This window comes from Flavobacterium sp. W21_SRS_FM3 (assembly GCF_052113625.1).
Taxonomy (GTDB): Bacteria; Bacteroidota; Bacteroidia; order Flavobacteriales; family Flavobacteriaceae; genus Flavobacterium.
On sequence record NZ_JBGQOD010000006.1, the window covers coordinates 55,693 to 72,284 of the forward strand.

A 16,592-nucleotide genomic window follows, 5' to 3' on the forward strand; every position below is an offset into this window, starting at 1 on the left:
TTAAATTGCAATAATATAGCATGGAGTTTGTGTTTCAGCCATGCTATATTGATCTAAGTTTTTTTAATCTTCTAATCCTTTACCAGCTACATTATGTCTCAATTTCCACTTCCCTTCTTCATCTTTACCCCATAAATGTGGAGATCTGAATTTATCACATAAATCATGAAACTCTTCTGCAGTCATACCAATATATTCCATAATGTCATTAAAATATCGATCTGGAAACTCTCCATCAAAACGATTAACTAGTGCAACCCCTTCCTCTCTTGTCAAGTGTCTGTTTCTAATTTCCTGTGCAGCATCATAGGTGGCACGACCTATTCCAAATTTAATAAATGTGGTATAAAAATGTAAATCATCAATTTTGTCATCGATACCACTATACTTACTAAAGGTACCCTGCGTTCTATGAGGTCTTGCCTTGAAACCAGTGTTTTCTACGGCGTAATAATATACTTCTTGTGGCGTCCACCTCAGATAATAACCCAAGTAATGTACTTCAATATTCGCTTTTTCTAAATCCTCTAGTTTTGGTGGTAAAAACGACATCAAATCACTTAATCGTACTTCATACTTTTCCATCAATTCTTTAATTGAAACACCTGCTAAATACACCTCGTCTAAATGCTCAAAACTAAAATAAGATTTATCACGTAAAGAAGTAGTATTATCGGCCAAAGGGTTTCCGTATTCCGCTTCATTTTCACCATAGAATATAAGATTGATGCCATGCTGAGCTGCAATCTTTGGAGCTAAATTCTTTTGCCCAAGAATAAATGTTTGAAATGGGTGCAACAAGTTTTCAATAGACAATTTTGTCAACAACTTCATTATCTTTCCATTGCGATAAAAAGAAATATTATCAAAACCAGAATCCAACCAGTTTTTCCAGTTTTTCAAACCATAATCCGTATATAAAATAGGAGGCCAAGTAACTGTTAATGGATTCATGTTGTATTTGTATTTCAAAACATGAGCCTGATATGCACTATCTTTACCACCACTTCCTGGAACTAGACAGTCGTAAGAACCATCATTTTTTCTATACTTATCAAGAAGTGCTACTAACTCTTCTTCACGCATACCCCAATCAATATTATCTTTAATTTCTGCAGTTCTACAAGCATCACAAACACCATGCTCATCAAAATTCATGGTTGTTTTTTTACTATCTTTTGTGTGCTTAAATTCTACAGCCGATGTTGGTCGCTGATTAGACATCACACATTTTGTACAAAACGTAACTTCTTCAGGCAATCCGTAATACGCCTCTAATTTTTTCTTTTCTGACATTACAATAAATTATTAATTAAAGCCCAATTTTTATAAATAGATATTCCTTTGCTTGCACTTTTTTCTGGGTGAAATTGAGTGGCAAAAATATTGCTTTTTAAAATGGAAGAACAAAACTCGATTCCATCATAATTTGTATTGGTTAAAATACAAGAATCATGCGTTGGCTTCACATAATAAGAATGTATAAAATACATAAAATCATTTTCTTCTATTTGAGATAATGCTGAGTGATCCCAATCTTGCTGCAATTTATAAATAGTGTTCCACGCAATATGTGGCACCTTTATATTTTTTCCTTCCAACTTTTCAGGAAATCTTTTAATCACTCCTGAAATTAGATCTAATCCTTTACCTGCACCAAACTCTTCACTTTCTGTAAAAAGCAACTGTAGTCCAAGACAGATCCCAAAAATAGGTGTACCGCTATTTACTTTTTCTTGTATTGCAGTGTCAAGTCCAAATTTCCTCAAATTAATCATGGCTTCGATGAATGCTCCTACACCGGGAAGAATCAAGGCATCTGCGTTCAAAACATCTTCTTTATTAGAACTAATTTCAGCATTTATTCCTATGGTATCGCATGCTTGTTTAACACTGAATAAATTACCCAGTTGATAATCAATTATAACTACCTTTTTCTTACTATTATCCATTATAATCTGCATTCAATTTTATTAATTAACAACTCCTTTTTCACATCCACAATACTACATGGCTCAAATGTATGGAAACTTCTTTTCTGTTTCAAAAACTCTACATTTCCCTCCAGATCAGAAGCGGCAGATTCATTTTCTTTTATAAAATTATAATGAAACAATGAGGAAATCATTACAGCATCAGGACTGCATGCCTTCAACAAATCAACAACATCCTGCTTTTTTCCCGCTCCGCCATGCGCAATTACGGGAATACTTACTAAACTGCTAATTTTTGCAATAAGGTCTGCATCAAATCCTTCACCAGTTCCTTCTTTATCTACTGAGGTGATAACAATTTCGCCAGCTCCTAGTTCATCTACTCTTTGTGCCCATTCAAATACATCAACGCCAGTAAATTCACGTCCATTATCTGTATAAGCTAAATATCTGCCTTCATGTTCTTTAATAGCTTCAATCGCTACAACAATAGTAGAAGAACCAAACATTCTTGATGCTTCTTTTATCAATTGTGGATTTTTAATTACAGCTGTATTAAGACATACTTTGTCTGCCCCTACCCGAAGAACTTCCTTGATGTCAGAAATAGACCTTAGTCCACCACCAACTGTAATAGGAATAAATATTTTTTTTGCAGTCTCGGTTATTATATCATGAAGACTGTTTCTTTCATATAAAGAGGCTACCACATCCATGAACATCAATTCATCAGCACCTTGTTCATAATAATATTTAGCAAAATCTGATGGTTTACCTAATACTCTTAACCCTTCAAGGTGTATGCCTTTTACCAAATTTGGTCCTTTTATATCTAATCGGGGTATTATTCTGGTTGTTTTCATTATTGTATTTTATTTTTTAAATAAAACTCGGCTAAATTCCAGTCTGCAAAAGTATCAATGTCAATACTTCTTTCATCAGGCATTATGATTTTTTTTATTTTTTTAAATTCCCCAAGAGACGATGTTTTGAAGGATTTAGTATTTATCAAATACATAGATCCATTATATGCATAAACTGGTGGACAATCTTGTCTTCTTTGAAAATTACTTTCTTTACTTTTTTTAAGATAACCATCTGAATTTTCTTCAAAAAGAGTGAAATAAGGATTTTCTTTTGAGTTTTTAACGCTCACTACCATATCGGTATCCTTATCATAACTTTCGATCAGCTGATTAAAATCCTCTTGAGTTCTAAAAGGTGATGTTGGCTGTAAAAGCAATATAACATCAAAACAAATCCCTAACTTTTCATAAAATTCTAAAGCATGCTTAATTACATCATAGGAAGAGGCTGTATCAGTAGCAAATTCTTCAGGTCTCCTAAATGGAATTGAAACCTCCATTTTATTCGCTATAGTTATTACATCTTCATCATCAGTTGTAATACATAATTCATCCCCTTCTCTCAAGTTTTGTAATGCAAATTCAATACTATATTGCACCAGTGGCTTTGCGCCTAAAAGCTTTGTGTTTTTTCCAGGCAAACCTTTAGACCCAGCCCTCGCCGGTATTAAATAGAGAGTTTTCATATAAATGAAATGTTATTAATATCTATTTGAGCTTTTTCAAAATCTTCGTGCTTTCCTACATCCAACCAATAACCAGAAAATGGAAAAGAAATTACTTTTAAATTATTCTTAATCAATTCCTCCATAAAATCAGTAGCATTAAAGAATACATCTTCAGGAATATATTTAAGCATTGATTTTTTTATTAAATAAATTCCTCCATTTGAGTAATAGGTATACGTTGGTTTTTCTTTAAAACTTTTAACTTGTCCATTATCTGTTTCTAAAACAGCATAGGGCACACTAACCTGATAAGGAATGGTTAAAACTGCTAAATCAGCATCTTGTTTTATAAACTCCAGAAAAAACTGTTCGTAATTAATATTCGTCAACAAATCTGAATTGGTCACTAAAATATAATCATGTTCAAAATTTGTAATTTTTGAAACAGCTCCAATAGTCCCTAAAGGTTCATCTTCCCAAACATAATCTATTTTAACATTTTTTTTGTTTCCTTGACCAAAATGACTTTCAATTTGTTCTCCTAAATATTTAACCGAAATCCAAAAATCATCGATTCCAAATAAAGCTAATCTGTCCAGATTGTGCTCCATAATGGCTTTTCCTCCTACTTGCAACAATGGCTTCGGTGTAGAATCAGTTAATGGTTTAAGACGTTGTCCCCTTCCTCCTGCCATAATAACGGCATCAATAGGCAAGTAAGACCTGATATTTCTAAAATTAATAACATTAACTACTTTATTTTTTTCATCTACAACTGGCACCACTCTAAAATCGCCTTCTCTATATTCAATGATTTTTTTTAAATCATTCTCTCCTTTAGTAATATATCTTGGATTGCCTTGTATAATCTCATTGACTAAACTATCAATATTAAACCCCTTTAATAAACCACGTCTAACATCTCCATCTGTTAAAGAACCTACTAATTTATCTTCTGTGTCTACTACAAAAAGTATGGCATCTTGCGATAATTCATTTAATAGAAGTAACGCATCCTTAACTTTACTACCTGAAAGAATTAAATGATCTTTATAAATTCTCATGAATTTTTTTTTACTATTTTAATAATATTTTCTGCAACTTCTTTTTTACAATATACATTTGTTCCTTCAAAAACACCCTTTTCTAAAACTGTTTGGAAAGCCAAACAAATAGATGAATTATCAAATGGGGCATTAACAATATTGTCGCTTTGTACCCTTCCTTTTTGTCTATCTCCAACATTTACAACATACTTACCAAAAGAAGCAGCCTCTAAAATTCCACTTGAAGTATTACCAATTAATAATTTTGAATAATACATGGCCGAGAAATAATTAGCTTTACCAAAATTTTCGACAAGAAAAATTCTATCAGGATTTTCATTTTTCAACTTGATAAGTGCGTCTCTATATATTGAACCTAACGTATCTGCATTGGGCATCGTTATAACGATAATTATTGACGCTGCGATTGTGCCTAAGGCAGTCCGCATTGCTTCAGCAAAAGAATGATTCAGTCCCGACTCCACCGTTTCCGGATGGAAAGTGACCAATGCAAACTCTTTATCAGGAAAAGCAAATTTTTCACAAAGAATGTCTTTATCTACAGCAACAAACGAACTTAAATTATCTAAACTTAGAGAACCTACACTATATATGTTATCTTGACTTTCAATCAAGCTTTTAACTTTATCTTTAAAAACATCTGTTGCAGTAAAATGTAAATGTGATGCTATAGTAATTTGGTGGCGATAAACATTGTCTATCGCTCCCAATGTAGTTTCACCCCCATGTATATGCGCAAATTTTACTCCAAAAGGAATTCCAGCCTGTACTGCCGCACTCATTTCAAAACGATCCCCCAAACAAAATACCAAATCGTAGGTATGACTCGCCCAAAAGTCCGAAAACTTCAACACGGTCAAGCCATAAGAGGAAGAAATTGCTTGTTCATCATCATTTGAAATCAATGAGGAAATACAACGAATACAACTATACCCATCCTTCTCAATATCCTTTACAGTATATCCGTGGCTTTTTGACAGATGAGTCCCGAAAGCAATAATTTCTATTTCAAAAAAAGAATCACTTTTCATTTTTTCAATCAAAGGAAGATATATTCCGTAATCGGCTCTCGAACTGGTTAATATACCTACTCTCATATAATATCTGAAAACAGCAATTTATCGAATTCGTTTTTATCGGCATTTAACTTTTTACCTATAATATTTTCCCATTCCATTGGAGAGATTCCATCTCCTGGTCGTAATGAAATAATATCTTCTTCGGTAATAACGTGCCCTTTTGATAAATTATTACTCAAATGGATACTTTTTCTGGCTATCGAGATGTTTTTAGTTTCACTGTCACTTGGCATTTTTTGTCCGTTTCCACTCAAGGCCAATTCAATATTTCGTATCGCCTTGACCATTGCTTTTAATTCCTCTGGCTCTAATGAAGCCACATGATCGGGACCTGGTAAAGTTCTGTCCAATGTAAAGTGTTTCTCGATAATTGTAGCGCCCATTGCAACTGCAGCAATTGGGACTTCAATACCAAGGGTATGATCTGAATAACCAACCTGTGCACCAAAAGTTTTCTGGATTGACAACATCGCCTTTAGATTTACATCTTTCATTGGCGTTGGATATTCTGTGTTGCAATGTAATATTGAAATATTGTCCTTTTTTAAACCAAATTTCAATAGGACGTCCATAGCTTGCTTAATTTCAATTTCGGAACACATTCCGGTTGACATGATAACTGGTTTTCCGCATAAAGCAATTGCTCTAAGATAAGGATAATTCGTTATTTCTCCACTTGGAATTTTAAAAAACGAAAGTCCAAGATCATTAAGGTACTTCACGCCCTCCACATCAAAGGCTGTAGAGAAAAACTGAATATTCCTTTCTGAGCAATAAGAGAGTAACTCTAAATGATCTTCATGACTCAATTCTAACTTCCTAAGCATATTATATTGAGAATCATCGCCGTCATTCATATTGACACTCTGATATTGTGCCTTTTTTGCTTCCTTACTCACTAATCTATTGGCAACAAAAGATTGAAATTTCACATAATCCACACCCGCCATTACCGCTACATCAATAAGTAATTTTGCTTTTTTAATATCACCATTATGATTCACACCTGCCTCAGCAATTATTATAACTTTATTACTCATATACCCAATTTATCACCGATTTTTAATTTTAAATCAGTTTCAATTTCACTAATTTCTATAAAACTATCCTCAGTTTTAATTAAAAACCCATCAGATGTTTTTGCTAACAATTGGCCAACTGTTCCAATATATTCGGGAGCATCTACTATTATTTTAGACCTATTAATTTTGATTTCCACACCAGAGATAAAGGTAGTTGCCATAGGGCCTGGTTTTGAAATAGAACGTATAAAATTAAATAGTCTTCTTGATGTTTGATTCCAATTTATTAGCTCGTCTCCTTCACCTCTTCTACCACAGTAAAAACCAACAGGATCAATCGTGTTTTGCTCAATTCTTTTTGACTCCCCTGACTGAATTTCTTTTATTGAATCATATAAAATATTACCACATTCAACATAAGCAATTTCTAATAAAGAACTATAATCATCATTATCATTTATTGGATAAGAATTTTGTTTAATAATATCACCTGTATCAATTCCTTCATCTATGTAATGAACTGTAATTCCAAAACTATTTTCATCATTAATAAGTGCCCAATTCAGAATATTTCTTCCTCTATAAAATGGTAATTTTCCTGCATGACAATTAATTGTACCCAATCTCGGCAGATTTATTATGCCCTTCCTGAAAATCTGATTAAAACTCATCGAAACAAATAAATCACAACGATATCTTTCAGCTACTTGGAAGAATTCTTCAGAATTTATTTTAATAGGATATAAATAATCAATACCATATTTATCCGAAAACCCCTTTAATGTTTCATCTGTAGAGTCGGATCTAGGAACGATAAACTGAATAGAAATAGTTTCATCCTGAATTAATTTCTCAAAAGCTAGATGTGACCATGGTCCATCTGCAAAATATCCTATTTTAAGTTTCATCATTCTTTTTTTATCTAACACTACTCGGTATATTTACAATACGTTCTTCTAAGAATTCTGCATTTACATTTTCATCCCTCTGGCAACTCGCATACATTGGCAAACGGTACATCAACTGCCATATTGGCCTGGTCATTACTCTATTTGCATTCGTTGTTTCCAAAAACAAATCTCGCTCTACTTTGTTTTCCAACTCCACAGACATCAACCAATAGTTTGCTTTGGTCTCTGGAGTTTCAGTTCTAAATTTTATTCCATTAGTCGCAAAGAAATATTGATACTCTTTGGCTAATTTTCTTTTATTTTCTAAAAAACCAACCAATTGTTCCAATTGAGCACAAGCCAAAGCGGCGTTTAAATTGGGCATTCTGAAATTGTAACCCATTTCATCGTGCACATATTCATACGGATGTGGAATTTTGGCTGTTGTGGTAAGATATTTTCCTTTTTCTCCTATTGCAATGTCGTTGGTAACAATAGCTCCTCCTCCTCCGCATGTTACTATCTTATTTCCGTTAAAAGAAAAAACGCCTACTTTTCCCAAACTCCCTGTTGCTTTTCCTTTGTACTCACTACCCAATGATTCAGCTGCATCTTCCACAACCGGAATTCTCCAAATGTCACAAACGGAAATCAGTTCTTCTAAATGCACTGGAAATCCAAAAGTGTGCATCGGTACACAGGCACTTATTTTTCTGCCTGTCTTTTTATTATAACAACCGTCCTCATGCAATTCGCCAAACTCTTCTAAAAAAGAAGTTACTGCTTTAGGAGACAATCCCATAGTATCTAAATCAACATCTAAAAAAACAGGATTTGCATTTTGATACGCTATAGCATTGGTAGTAGCCACAAAAGTCAACGCCTGTGTCAATACCTCATCTCCAGCTTTCACACCCACTAAACGTAAAGCCACTTGAATTCCCGCAGTACCATTGACAACTGCAACCGCCTTTTTTGTTTTCGTAATGCCTTGCATCATCAATTCAAATTGATCTACGTATGCCCCAACAGAAGACACAAAAGTGCTTTCGATAGTATCTAAAAGGTATTTTTTTTCGTTACCTCCAAAATGAGGTACGTGCAAGGGGATAAAACTTTCTGTTTTATATTGGTCTTTGATAAAGGATATAACCGAATTAAAATCTGCCATAATTACATTTTTGAATCTAAATATTTCCCTGTTTCTTTGTGACTAAAATTGGGTATCATATTATGAAATAAAGCAACAATGGATTCTTTATCCCAATTTAAATTTGATTTCATTTCGCCAATTTGCCTTGTAAAACTATCTAATTTTGACGGGTTAAAATCAGCATCATTTTTAATGATTCCCAAGTTAAGGAATCGATCCATATCTAAGGTTTCATTATCAGTATAAAACTCCTCAAAATCTTTTTCCCCTGTGGTATCACTGTCGCTAAATAAACAAGGCCATTTATTTTGTGAGATTAATTCATCAACATTATCTCTGGCTTCTTCTTCGCTTAAACATAAATAAGGTTCGTATCCAATTTCAGCAAGGTATTTTACTGCAATATCTGAAAAGGAAATTAGATGTAAATTTTCACTTAATTTAGGAAAGAAAACATCTCTATTTTCTCCGAATATACAGGACATCAAACAAAGTTCACCAGATTCCTTTGGAGTCACGAAATATCGTTTGATATCATTTGGCGCTACAATAGGTTGTTTTTTTAAAATACGCTGGTTGAAACCATGCAATAAGGAACCGTCTGAAAAAGCCACATTCGCAAAACGAGCAGTGGAAATTGTAATCTGTTCACTTTTTCGCATTAGATACATCTCCATGATACGCTTTGAAGCTCCCATCATATTCACGGGATTCGCAGCTTTATCGGTAGAAACACAGAAATATTTTTTTGCTCCGTTTTCTATGGATTGTTGTAATGTTTTCTCCGTATTGAAAATATTTACATCGACCATACGCATTAGGGTAAATGGATCTTTTTCGCTTCGTACATGCTTTAAAGCGGATAGATTTAAAACATAATCATATTTACCATCAGCTCTAATAAAAGCGTCATATTCAACTGAGCTAACGTCTAAAGCAAACGTTTGAAAATCCCCATCGATGTAACCGTTAGAACTTCTCAAGTCCCGCACCAGCTCCACCATATTGTTTTCACTAATATCAACAACATGCAACTTAGATGGATTACGTTTGAATATTTCTTTAGTCACTGCCTGACCTATAGAGCCAGCACCTCCGATAACCAAAAAACTTGACTGTTGAATTACGTATTTTAATTCATTTTCATAAATTGCTATATCATTTTCAAATATTTCAGAATCTCTTCCAATTAAGTTAAGGATATTCATATTTTTAAAAATTAATTTATTGAATTTTATTCTAATTTTTTAAACTATTCCTTTTAAGTATCTTCTTAGTGACAAATAAAAAACAACAAAGAAGACCATTAATAAACCACCTAACACCAAGCCTTTAACTTTACCAAATTTCTCTTTTTTCAAAGGTAATATTGGCCTGTCGATAACCTGAATTAGAGGTGTTTCTTTACGCAAAGTTACTTTGGCCAGTTCAGATTGTTTAACTAGTTCCGTCAATATCGCAGTATTCGCCTGTACATCCACCTGTCTTCGAGCAGAAGGAGCGCGGCGTACATTCATGGCAGGATTCAAACCAAAAGTATTATCATTGGCTACTGCCACACCAGTAATAGCGATGTTCAATTCTCTGCGTATCGAATCTGTTTGATGATCTAAAATCAGCATGTTTTCACGAGATTTTTTGCTTTTGGTTTCTATATAAAAGTCTGACACTTCTTTAGCCAGGGCTTCCGCAAAATATTGAGCAAATAATTCATTTGAAGATGTCACATCAATACTTATAATAGCAGCTTCTGTGTCTTTTTGACCTATTACCAGCGCCCCTTGAGATAGATCTTGATAAATACTTCCCATAATACTATCTTGTACACGAGTAAATTCATCTCGATTACCATTTGGCAAAAATTCTAATGTTGCATATTTTGGATTCCCACTCCAACTTTTACGCCAATCATTATTTTGAATATACATTTCGGCCAAAGAAATGGTATTTCCACCAACTTCAGCAGCACTTAATAAAGTTTGCTCTACCATCCTTCTGGACTTAAAGAGTATGGTCAAATTACCACCGGAAAAAACACTTCCACCACCAGTGCCAAGATCTAAACCTAATGAGCTTGCTAAACCCAAAGCACCGCCCAATCCTCCAGATTTATCGTCTTCCAACGCAAAAGACAAAGTAGCTGTATAAGAAGGTTTTTTAGTGAAGGAATAGCCCAAACCTAAAAGAGCTCCTACGATTCCAGCTAGTAAAATAATTTTCCATTGAGAATGTAAATAAAAATACCATTCTTTTCCTTTCTCGATTAATTCTTTTAGAGACATTTCTTCCCTTTCTATAATCTTAGTATCAGTATTCATATTATAGTATTATTTAAAAGCTGTAACAATTAATAAAGCTAAACTAGCTATAACACTTCCTATGCTTACTACTTCACCTGTACTCATCTTTTTAACTTCTGGTTTTTCAGGAACAATAATTTGTGAACCAGGAGTGACCTTTGGATAATTTCTAAAAAACAAGAATGAACTAGCTACATCGGCCTTACCATTGGGATAAATAACATAAGCCTTTTTCTTCCAGCCTTTGGCATCAACGCCTCCAACTGCATCCAAATAATATTTAAAACCTCTACCACTCTCATAAGGGATCTCTGATGTCAACAAAACATTACCTGTCACTTTTACACCTTCGTTAAAAGATGCTACTTCGATTTCGTCACCAGGGAAAAGTGTAACATTAGTATTATCGTTCTGATTCTTTACAACAGCCTTCCAATCAATGGGAATAATAGCGTATTTCAAATCCTCTTTTAACTTTTTCTCTAATTTATTTTGAATACTATCTTTAGTACCTAAATTAAGATTGACACTTTCCACTTCTTCAATCTGTTTAACTTGAATTGGTCGTTTAATTTTAACTCCTTCAACATTAGCTAATGACGTCAATCCACCGGCACGAGTTATAATATCGTAAACTTTAGCTTTTTTACTGGCTAATACATACTTACCCGCATAATGAACCGCCCCAGAAACCACTACCATTTCAGGTTTTTCATAGACTGCCATTTTACGAATATTAACAACATCAAAAGGGCTCAAATTAAAGTTTTTGGACTGTTCATTACTTTCCGGTGTAATTTCAATATTAAATAATTCAACTTTATTTGGATTAGAATCATTAATATCTTCAGAAATAATCATTCTTCCTATTTCTACTCTTTTTGATGCTGAACCAGTCAATCCTCCAGCTTGAACTAATAAATCGTTAAGAGTTAACCCTTCATAATATTCATAAACTCCTGGTTTTTTTATTTCACCATCGATAGATATTTTAAATTCTTCTTCAAAATCTAAGATAGAATACACCGTCACTACGTCTTCCTTACTCAATGCCACATTGGCTTCGGGATTACCTGTTAATGCTTCCTCTAAATCTACATTGACAATCTCAGTAGTTAAATCTGATTTTAAGCGAATAATACGAGCTCTCTTATTGTAAGCATCTTCTTTTAAACCATCAGCTTTAGTAATTAAATCTGAAATACGCATCCCTTCATAATAAGAATAGGTATCAGGTCTAAATACTGCTCCTTCTATTTTAATTCGGTTTTCAAAACGATTCAAAATTTTGGTAACTTTAAAAACATCTCCTGATTTAGGGAAATAGTTTTGAAAATCTGTTTTTTTAATATCTTCAACCTTAAATTCTTTACTCGTTTTTTGAATTACATTTACTGAAGCAGTATATGCCGACTCATTAAAACCTGATGCAAAAATTAATAAATCAGCAAAAGATTCCCCCTTTTTCATTTCAAAAATCCCAGGTCTTTTTACTTCTCCTTCAATTGTCACCCTGTTTATATAAGAGGGAATGCGAATTACATCGTTATCTTTTAAATTTACATTAGCTGACTGATCTCCCTTTACCAGGAAATCATAAATATCAACATTTTTATAAACTTTATTATTACGAATCAACTCTATAGTACGATAAGTCCCATTTTTAGCTGGTCCTCCAGCAACATGTAAAGCGTTATAGACTGATGATAAAGAGGAAACTGAATAATTCCCTGGTTGCTTAGCACCAATAATCGTAACTTTAATAGTTCTTATCTGGGATAAACTAACACTAACTTGTGATTGTCCAGAACTCACTGTACTATAAACTCTGGCAATAGCTCCTTTTATTTTTTGAGTCGCAGCTTCAATTGTCATTCCAGCAACGGATAGTTGGCCTACATATTCAATAGCAATTTTTCCCTCGACACTTACTGGAATATTTGCACTGTATTGTTGTACCCCATACACACTTATTTGCAATTCATCACCCGGCCCTAGTATATAATTTACCGGAGTCGCTAACTTTAAATCTGGCGCAAAATCAAGAGTCGGATTATCAAATAATTCTGATCCAAAGACTAAAGTATTACTTTCGTCTTTAATTTTACTATTGGACGAAATTACTTGCTTACGCCCTGATACTGGATTGGTATTATTTATTTGTGATAGTGGTATGGATGATTTAGCTGCAAGTTTGGATTTCAATTTCGAAAAACTATAAGGGGTCATCCCTTTCGATAATAACATAGGTTCGACTTGGTCGATAGTCATATTATTACTTTTAAGCTGGGATTGAATTTTATCCAAATCAGCATCTGAGAGTTCATCCACATTAACTGTACTTATATCCTTCGTTTGTAATAAATCTTGGGATTGCATTTGATTTGACATTAAAAAAGCACCAATAAATACGAAAGCAAAAATTAATTTTCTCATAATCACGTTATTTAATAAAAAGCAATTGTAAGTATTCACCTATTGCAATGGCTTCGCCGCAGTAAATCCCGTTTTTGATGAAATTTACACAGTTATTTTATTTTAAATTAAAACTAATACGCTATAGCTTTCTCTAAAGCTGAATTCAATTTTTGGCAAATATAGCAAAAAAGAAACCCTAAAAGAAGATTAAAATATATCAAAAACAGAAATCAATCGCCTTATCAACATTAAATACTGAATAGCAAATCATTAACTTATAAAATATCACCTAATTTGGTGAGGAATATTCAAAATTTAACCACAGTTCTTTTTTGTGAACTTTTGGGCCCTCAAACTACTCTAACAACCCTGGATTCTCTATCTCTAATGCACCATATAAACTTTTAACATCTTGTGAAAATTCCTTTTGAAGAATCAAATGGGCTGTATCTGTGTAAATAAATATAGTATCTTTCATCCCTATAAAAGCAGTATATTTTTCTGTTCCAATAACCATATTCCTGTTTTTATCGACAGGATGTCCAATAGTTAGCAAATAATCATACACAGATTCAAATGATCCTAAATCGGACCACAAGAATTCAGAAGCAACTACTTTTATTTTTGAACTTTTTTCCATAACTGCATAGTCAACACTAATGGAAGGTATCTCCATTGACGCCGTTAAGTCAATCACACCATCAACACTCTTCTCCCAAGCAATTTTTGATTTTTCGTACACCTTTGGAGCGTACAATTTTAATTCTTCTAAAAAGACGGATGCCTTAAAACAAAACATTCCACTATTCCATAAAAAATTGCCTTTTGAAATAAAGTCAGCTGCAGTAACTTGATTTGGTTTCTCTCTAAAAGAAATTACATCATCTTCCTTTCTTTCAATATATCCATATCCTATTTCTGGTTTAGTGGGAATGATTCCAAAAGTGACAATAAATCCCTCCTGAGCTTTTAACAAAGCTTTGTCAATAGCCTCTTGATAATTGTCAATATTGCCAATGATGTGATCTGAAGGAGTGATGATTAAAAGATCATCTTCATTTGATGCAAAAGCAGCAAAAGCTATAGCTGCAGCTGTATTTCTTGGCGTTGACTCTATGATATCAGTATAATCAGTATTACTTTTGGCTAAAATTCCTTTACTTAGATGACAATTATCTATATTCCCTACAACAACAATTTTACCTGCGATATCTTTATTTCGACGCACTGTTAATTCAAACAAAGATTTGCCATCAAAAATATCCAAATACTGTTTCGGTTTACTCTTACGAGATAACGGCCAAAGTCTACTTCCTACGCCTCCAGTAAGAATGACATGTGTAATTGCTTTTTTATCCATATTCTTTAAATTTTATAAACTTCCATCTGCTTCCCCATTTAAAACTCCTTTAACATCGTACAAAAAACTTATAGGATTCATCAATTTTCTAAAATTTAAATTTAAAAATTCCTTATGGGCCACACCGAGAACTACTGCATCGAAAGTAGTTTCAGGCATTGCAGTAACGGTTATTAATTTATATTCTGACCAAACTGTATCTGGATTAGCTAAAGGATCACATATACTAACCTGTACTCCATACTCTTGTAAAGCGTCTATGACATTAACAACTTTGGTATTACGAACATCAGGACAGTTTTCCTTAAAAGTAATTCCTAAAATCAAGATTGTAGCTCCATTTATTGCAATTCCTTTTTTAATCATCATTTTAACAATTTGGGAAGCGATATATTCGCCCATACTGTCGTTCAACCTTCTACCTGCCAGTATTATTTCTGGATGATAACCCAACTCCTGAGCTTTTTGGGCTAAATAATAGGGATCAACACCTATGCAATGTCCTCCAACTAAACCCGGCTTAAATGGTAAAAAATTCCATTTGGTAGAAGCTGCTTTTAATACCGCTTGAGTATCAATATTCATTAAATTAAAAATCTTAGCGAGTTCATTTACAAAAGCAATATTAATATCTCGTTGTGAATTTTCAATAACCTTTGCTGCTTCTGCAACTCTGATAGATGGCGCCAAGTGTGTTCCCGCAGTAATTACACTTTTATAAAGATTGTCTACTAAAATACCAGCCTCAATATTAGAACCAGCTGTTACTTTCAAAATCTTTTCAACGGTATGCTCTTTATCTCCTGGATTAATCCTTTCAGGAGAATAGCCTACAAAAAAATCTACATTAAGTTTCAGTCCAGCTATTTGCTCTAATACAGGTACACATTCCTCTTCAGTGACTCCTGGATATACTGTAGATTCATATATGACAGTATCTCCTTTTTTCAACACGCTACCTACAGTTTTTGACGATTTATATAAAGGCGATAAGTCGGGACGATTATTTTTATCTACTGGAGTTGGAACCGTAACAATAAAGTAATTGCAGTCTCTGATATCTTTTATATCAGAAGAACAAAATAATCCATTTGGCACATTTGCAGTATAAATAGGATTACTATCTAAAAGCACAGCTTCTAAAACACCCTTATCTACTTCAAAAGTAGTATCTTTTCCAGCAGCTAATTCAGATATTCTAGTTTCATTAATATCAAATCCAACAACTGAGTATTTGGTCGCAAATAACCGAGCAAGTGGCAAACCAACATAACCTAATCCTATAATAGCAATCTTTATATTTGCACTCATTATTCTTTATCTTTATAATTAATCTTTAATAAACACCCCAAAGAGTCTAGAACCAAGATATAATAATTATTATTTATTTCTTGCACAACAGCCTTCTGAGCTGCAAAAGGACCAGAGCCAACGGTTATTCTATCTCCAATTTTTACTGATTCAACAGCAACTTGATATTTATCTGGCGTCTCTAACCACTTTTTAATTGTATAAATTTCGTCATCTTTGACTATAGCTGGCATACCTAACCAAAATAAATAACGAACAGCTCCTGCAGACTGAAACACTAGATTTCTATCTTTTTCTTCGAGATGAACAAAAACATAGGAGTTAAACAAAGGTACCTCTACTTTTTTCTTTCTATCAGACCATTGTCTCACTTGAGTGATAACTGGACAATAACATTCTATTCCCAGTTTATTTAATTGCTCTGCTACCTTCCGCTCCCATTTCGGTTTTGTATATACTACATACCAATTCATTTCGCTTTATTTAAAATTGTTGCTTAAAAAAAGCACTTGTAACAATACTCT

At 33.4% G+C, this 16,592-nt stretch carries 15 protein-coding genes; all 15 read right to left on the reverse strand.

Translation table 11 applies throughout. The features are described 5' to 3' along the window. Window positions 1-63: 63 nt before the first annotated feature. Entirely contained in the window at window positions 64-1,296 is a 1,233-nt protein-coding gene (locus tag ACEN2K_RS10465; RefSeq protein WP_441759285.1) for an N-acetyl sugar amidotransferase, read from the reverse strand. After that, complete coding sequence (gene hisH, locus ACEN2K_RS10470) at window positions 1,296-1,952, reverse strand: imidazole glycerol phosphate synthase subunit HisH (RefSeq protein ID WP_441759286.1); 657 nt, start codon at window positions 1,950-1,952, stop codon at window positions 1,296-1,298. Before hisH ends, ACEN2K_RS10465 begins: the two co-directional genes overlap by 1 nt. Further along, window positions 1,952-2,797: an imidazole glycerol phosphate synthase subunit HisF gene (gene hisF / locus ACEN2K_RS10475; RefSeq protein ID WP_441759287.1), complete on the reverse strand. Its 846-nt coding sequence runs from the start codon at window positions 2,795-2,797 to the stop codon at window positions 1,952-1,954. Before hisF ends, hisH begins: the two co-directional genes overlap by 1 nt. Further along, entirely contained in the window at window positions 2,797-3,486 is a 690-nt protein-coding gene (locus ACEN2K_RS10480) for an acylneuraminate cytidylyltransferase family protein (protein ID WP_441759288.1), read from the reverse strand. Before ACEN2K_RS10480 ends, hisF begins: the two co-directional genes overlap by 1 nt. Next, window positions 3,483-4,532, reverse strand: coding sequence for a nucleotidyltransferase family protein (locus ACEN2K_RS10485; protein WP_441759289.1), 1,050 nt, complete (start codon window positions 4,530-4,532; stop codon window positions 3,483-3,485). The genes ACEN2K_RS10480 and ACEN2K_RS10485 overlap by 4 nt, the downstream gene beginning before the upstream one ends. Next, window positions 4,529-5,632: a UDP-N-acetylglucosamine 2-epimerase gene (neuC, locus tag ACEN2K_RS10490; RefSeq protein WP_441759290.1), complete on the reverse strand. Its 1,104-nt coding sequence runs from the start codon at window positions 5,630-5,632 to the stop codon at window positions 4,529-4,531. The genes ACEN2K_RS10485 and neuC overlap by 4 nt, the downstream gene beginning before the upstream one ends. Further along, entirely contained in the window at window positions 5,629-6,654 is a 1,026-nt protein-coding gene (gene neuB, locus ACEN2K_RS10495) for an N-acetylneuraminate synthase (RefSeq protein ID WP_441759291.1), read from the reverse strand. The genes neuC and neuB overlap by 4 nt, the downstream gene beginning before the upstream one ends. Beyond that, on the reverse strand, window positions 6,651-7,547 hold the full coding sequence (locus ACEN2K_RS10500; protein ID WP_441759292.1) for a methionyl-tRNA formyltransferase: 897 nt from the start codon (window positions 7,545-7,547) through the stop codon (window positions 6,651-6,653). Before ACEN2K_RS10500 ends, neuB begins: the two co-directional genes overlap by 4 nt. Window positions 7,548-7,554: 7 nt before the next feature. After that, window positions 7,555-8,697 carry a LegC family aminotransferase gene (locus ACEN2K_RS10505; protein WP_441759293.1) on the reverse strand — a complete coding sequence of 381 codons (1,143 nt, stop codon included), beginning with the start codon at window positions 8,695-8,697 and terminating at the stop codon, window positions 7,555-7,557. 2 nt (window positions 8,698-8,699) lie between these two features. Further along, entirely contained in the window at window positions 8,700-9,887 is a 1,188-nt protein-coding gene (locus ACEN2K_RS10510; protein ID WP_441759294.1) for a UDP-N-acetylglucosamine 4,6-dehydratase, read from the reverse strand. 39 nt (window positions 9,888-9,926) lie between these two features. Then, window positions 9,927-10,997 (reverse strand): lipopolysaccharide biosynthesis protein, encoded by a 1,071-nt coding sequence (locus ACEN2K_RS10515; protein WP_441759295.1) that lies wholly within the window; start codon window positions 10,995-10,997, stop codon window positions 9,927-9,929. Between the two features lie 9 nt (window positions 10,998-11,006). Beyond that, complete coding sequence (locus ACEN2K_RS10520) at window positions 11,007-13,415, reverse strand: SLBB domain-containing protein (RefSeq protein ID WP_441759296.1); 2,409 nt, start codon at window positions 13,413-13,415, stop codon at window positions 11,007-11,009. 337 nt (window positions 13,416-13,752) lie between these two features. Continuing rightward, window positions 13,753-14,757, reverse strand: a complete 1,005-nt coding sequence (locus tag ACEN2K_RS10525) for a mannose-1-phosphate guanylyltransferase (RefSeq protein WP_441759297.1) — start codon at window positions 14,755-14,757, stop codon at window positions 13,753-13,755. A 12-nt stretch (window positions 14,758-14,769) separates the two neighbouring features. Next, entirely contained in the window at window positions 14,770-16,068 is a 1,299-nt protein-coding gene (locus ACEN2K_RS10530) for a nucleotide sugar dehydrogenase (protein ID WP_441759298.1), read from the reverse strand. Continuing rightward, on the reverse strand, window positions 16,068-16,541 hold the full coding sequence (locus tag ACEN2K_RS10535) for a UpxY family transcription antiterminator (RefSeq protein WP_441759299.1): 474 nt from the start codon (window positions 16,539-16,541) through the stop codon (window positions 16,068-16,070). Before ACEN2K_RS10535 ends, ACEN2K_RS10530 begins: the two co-directional genes overlap by 1 nt. Window positions 16,542-16,592: the final 51 nt, after the last annotated feature.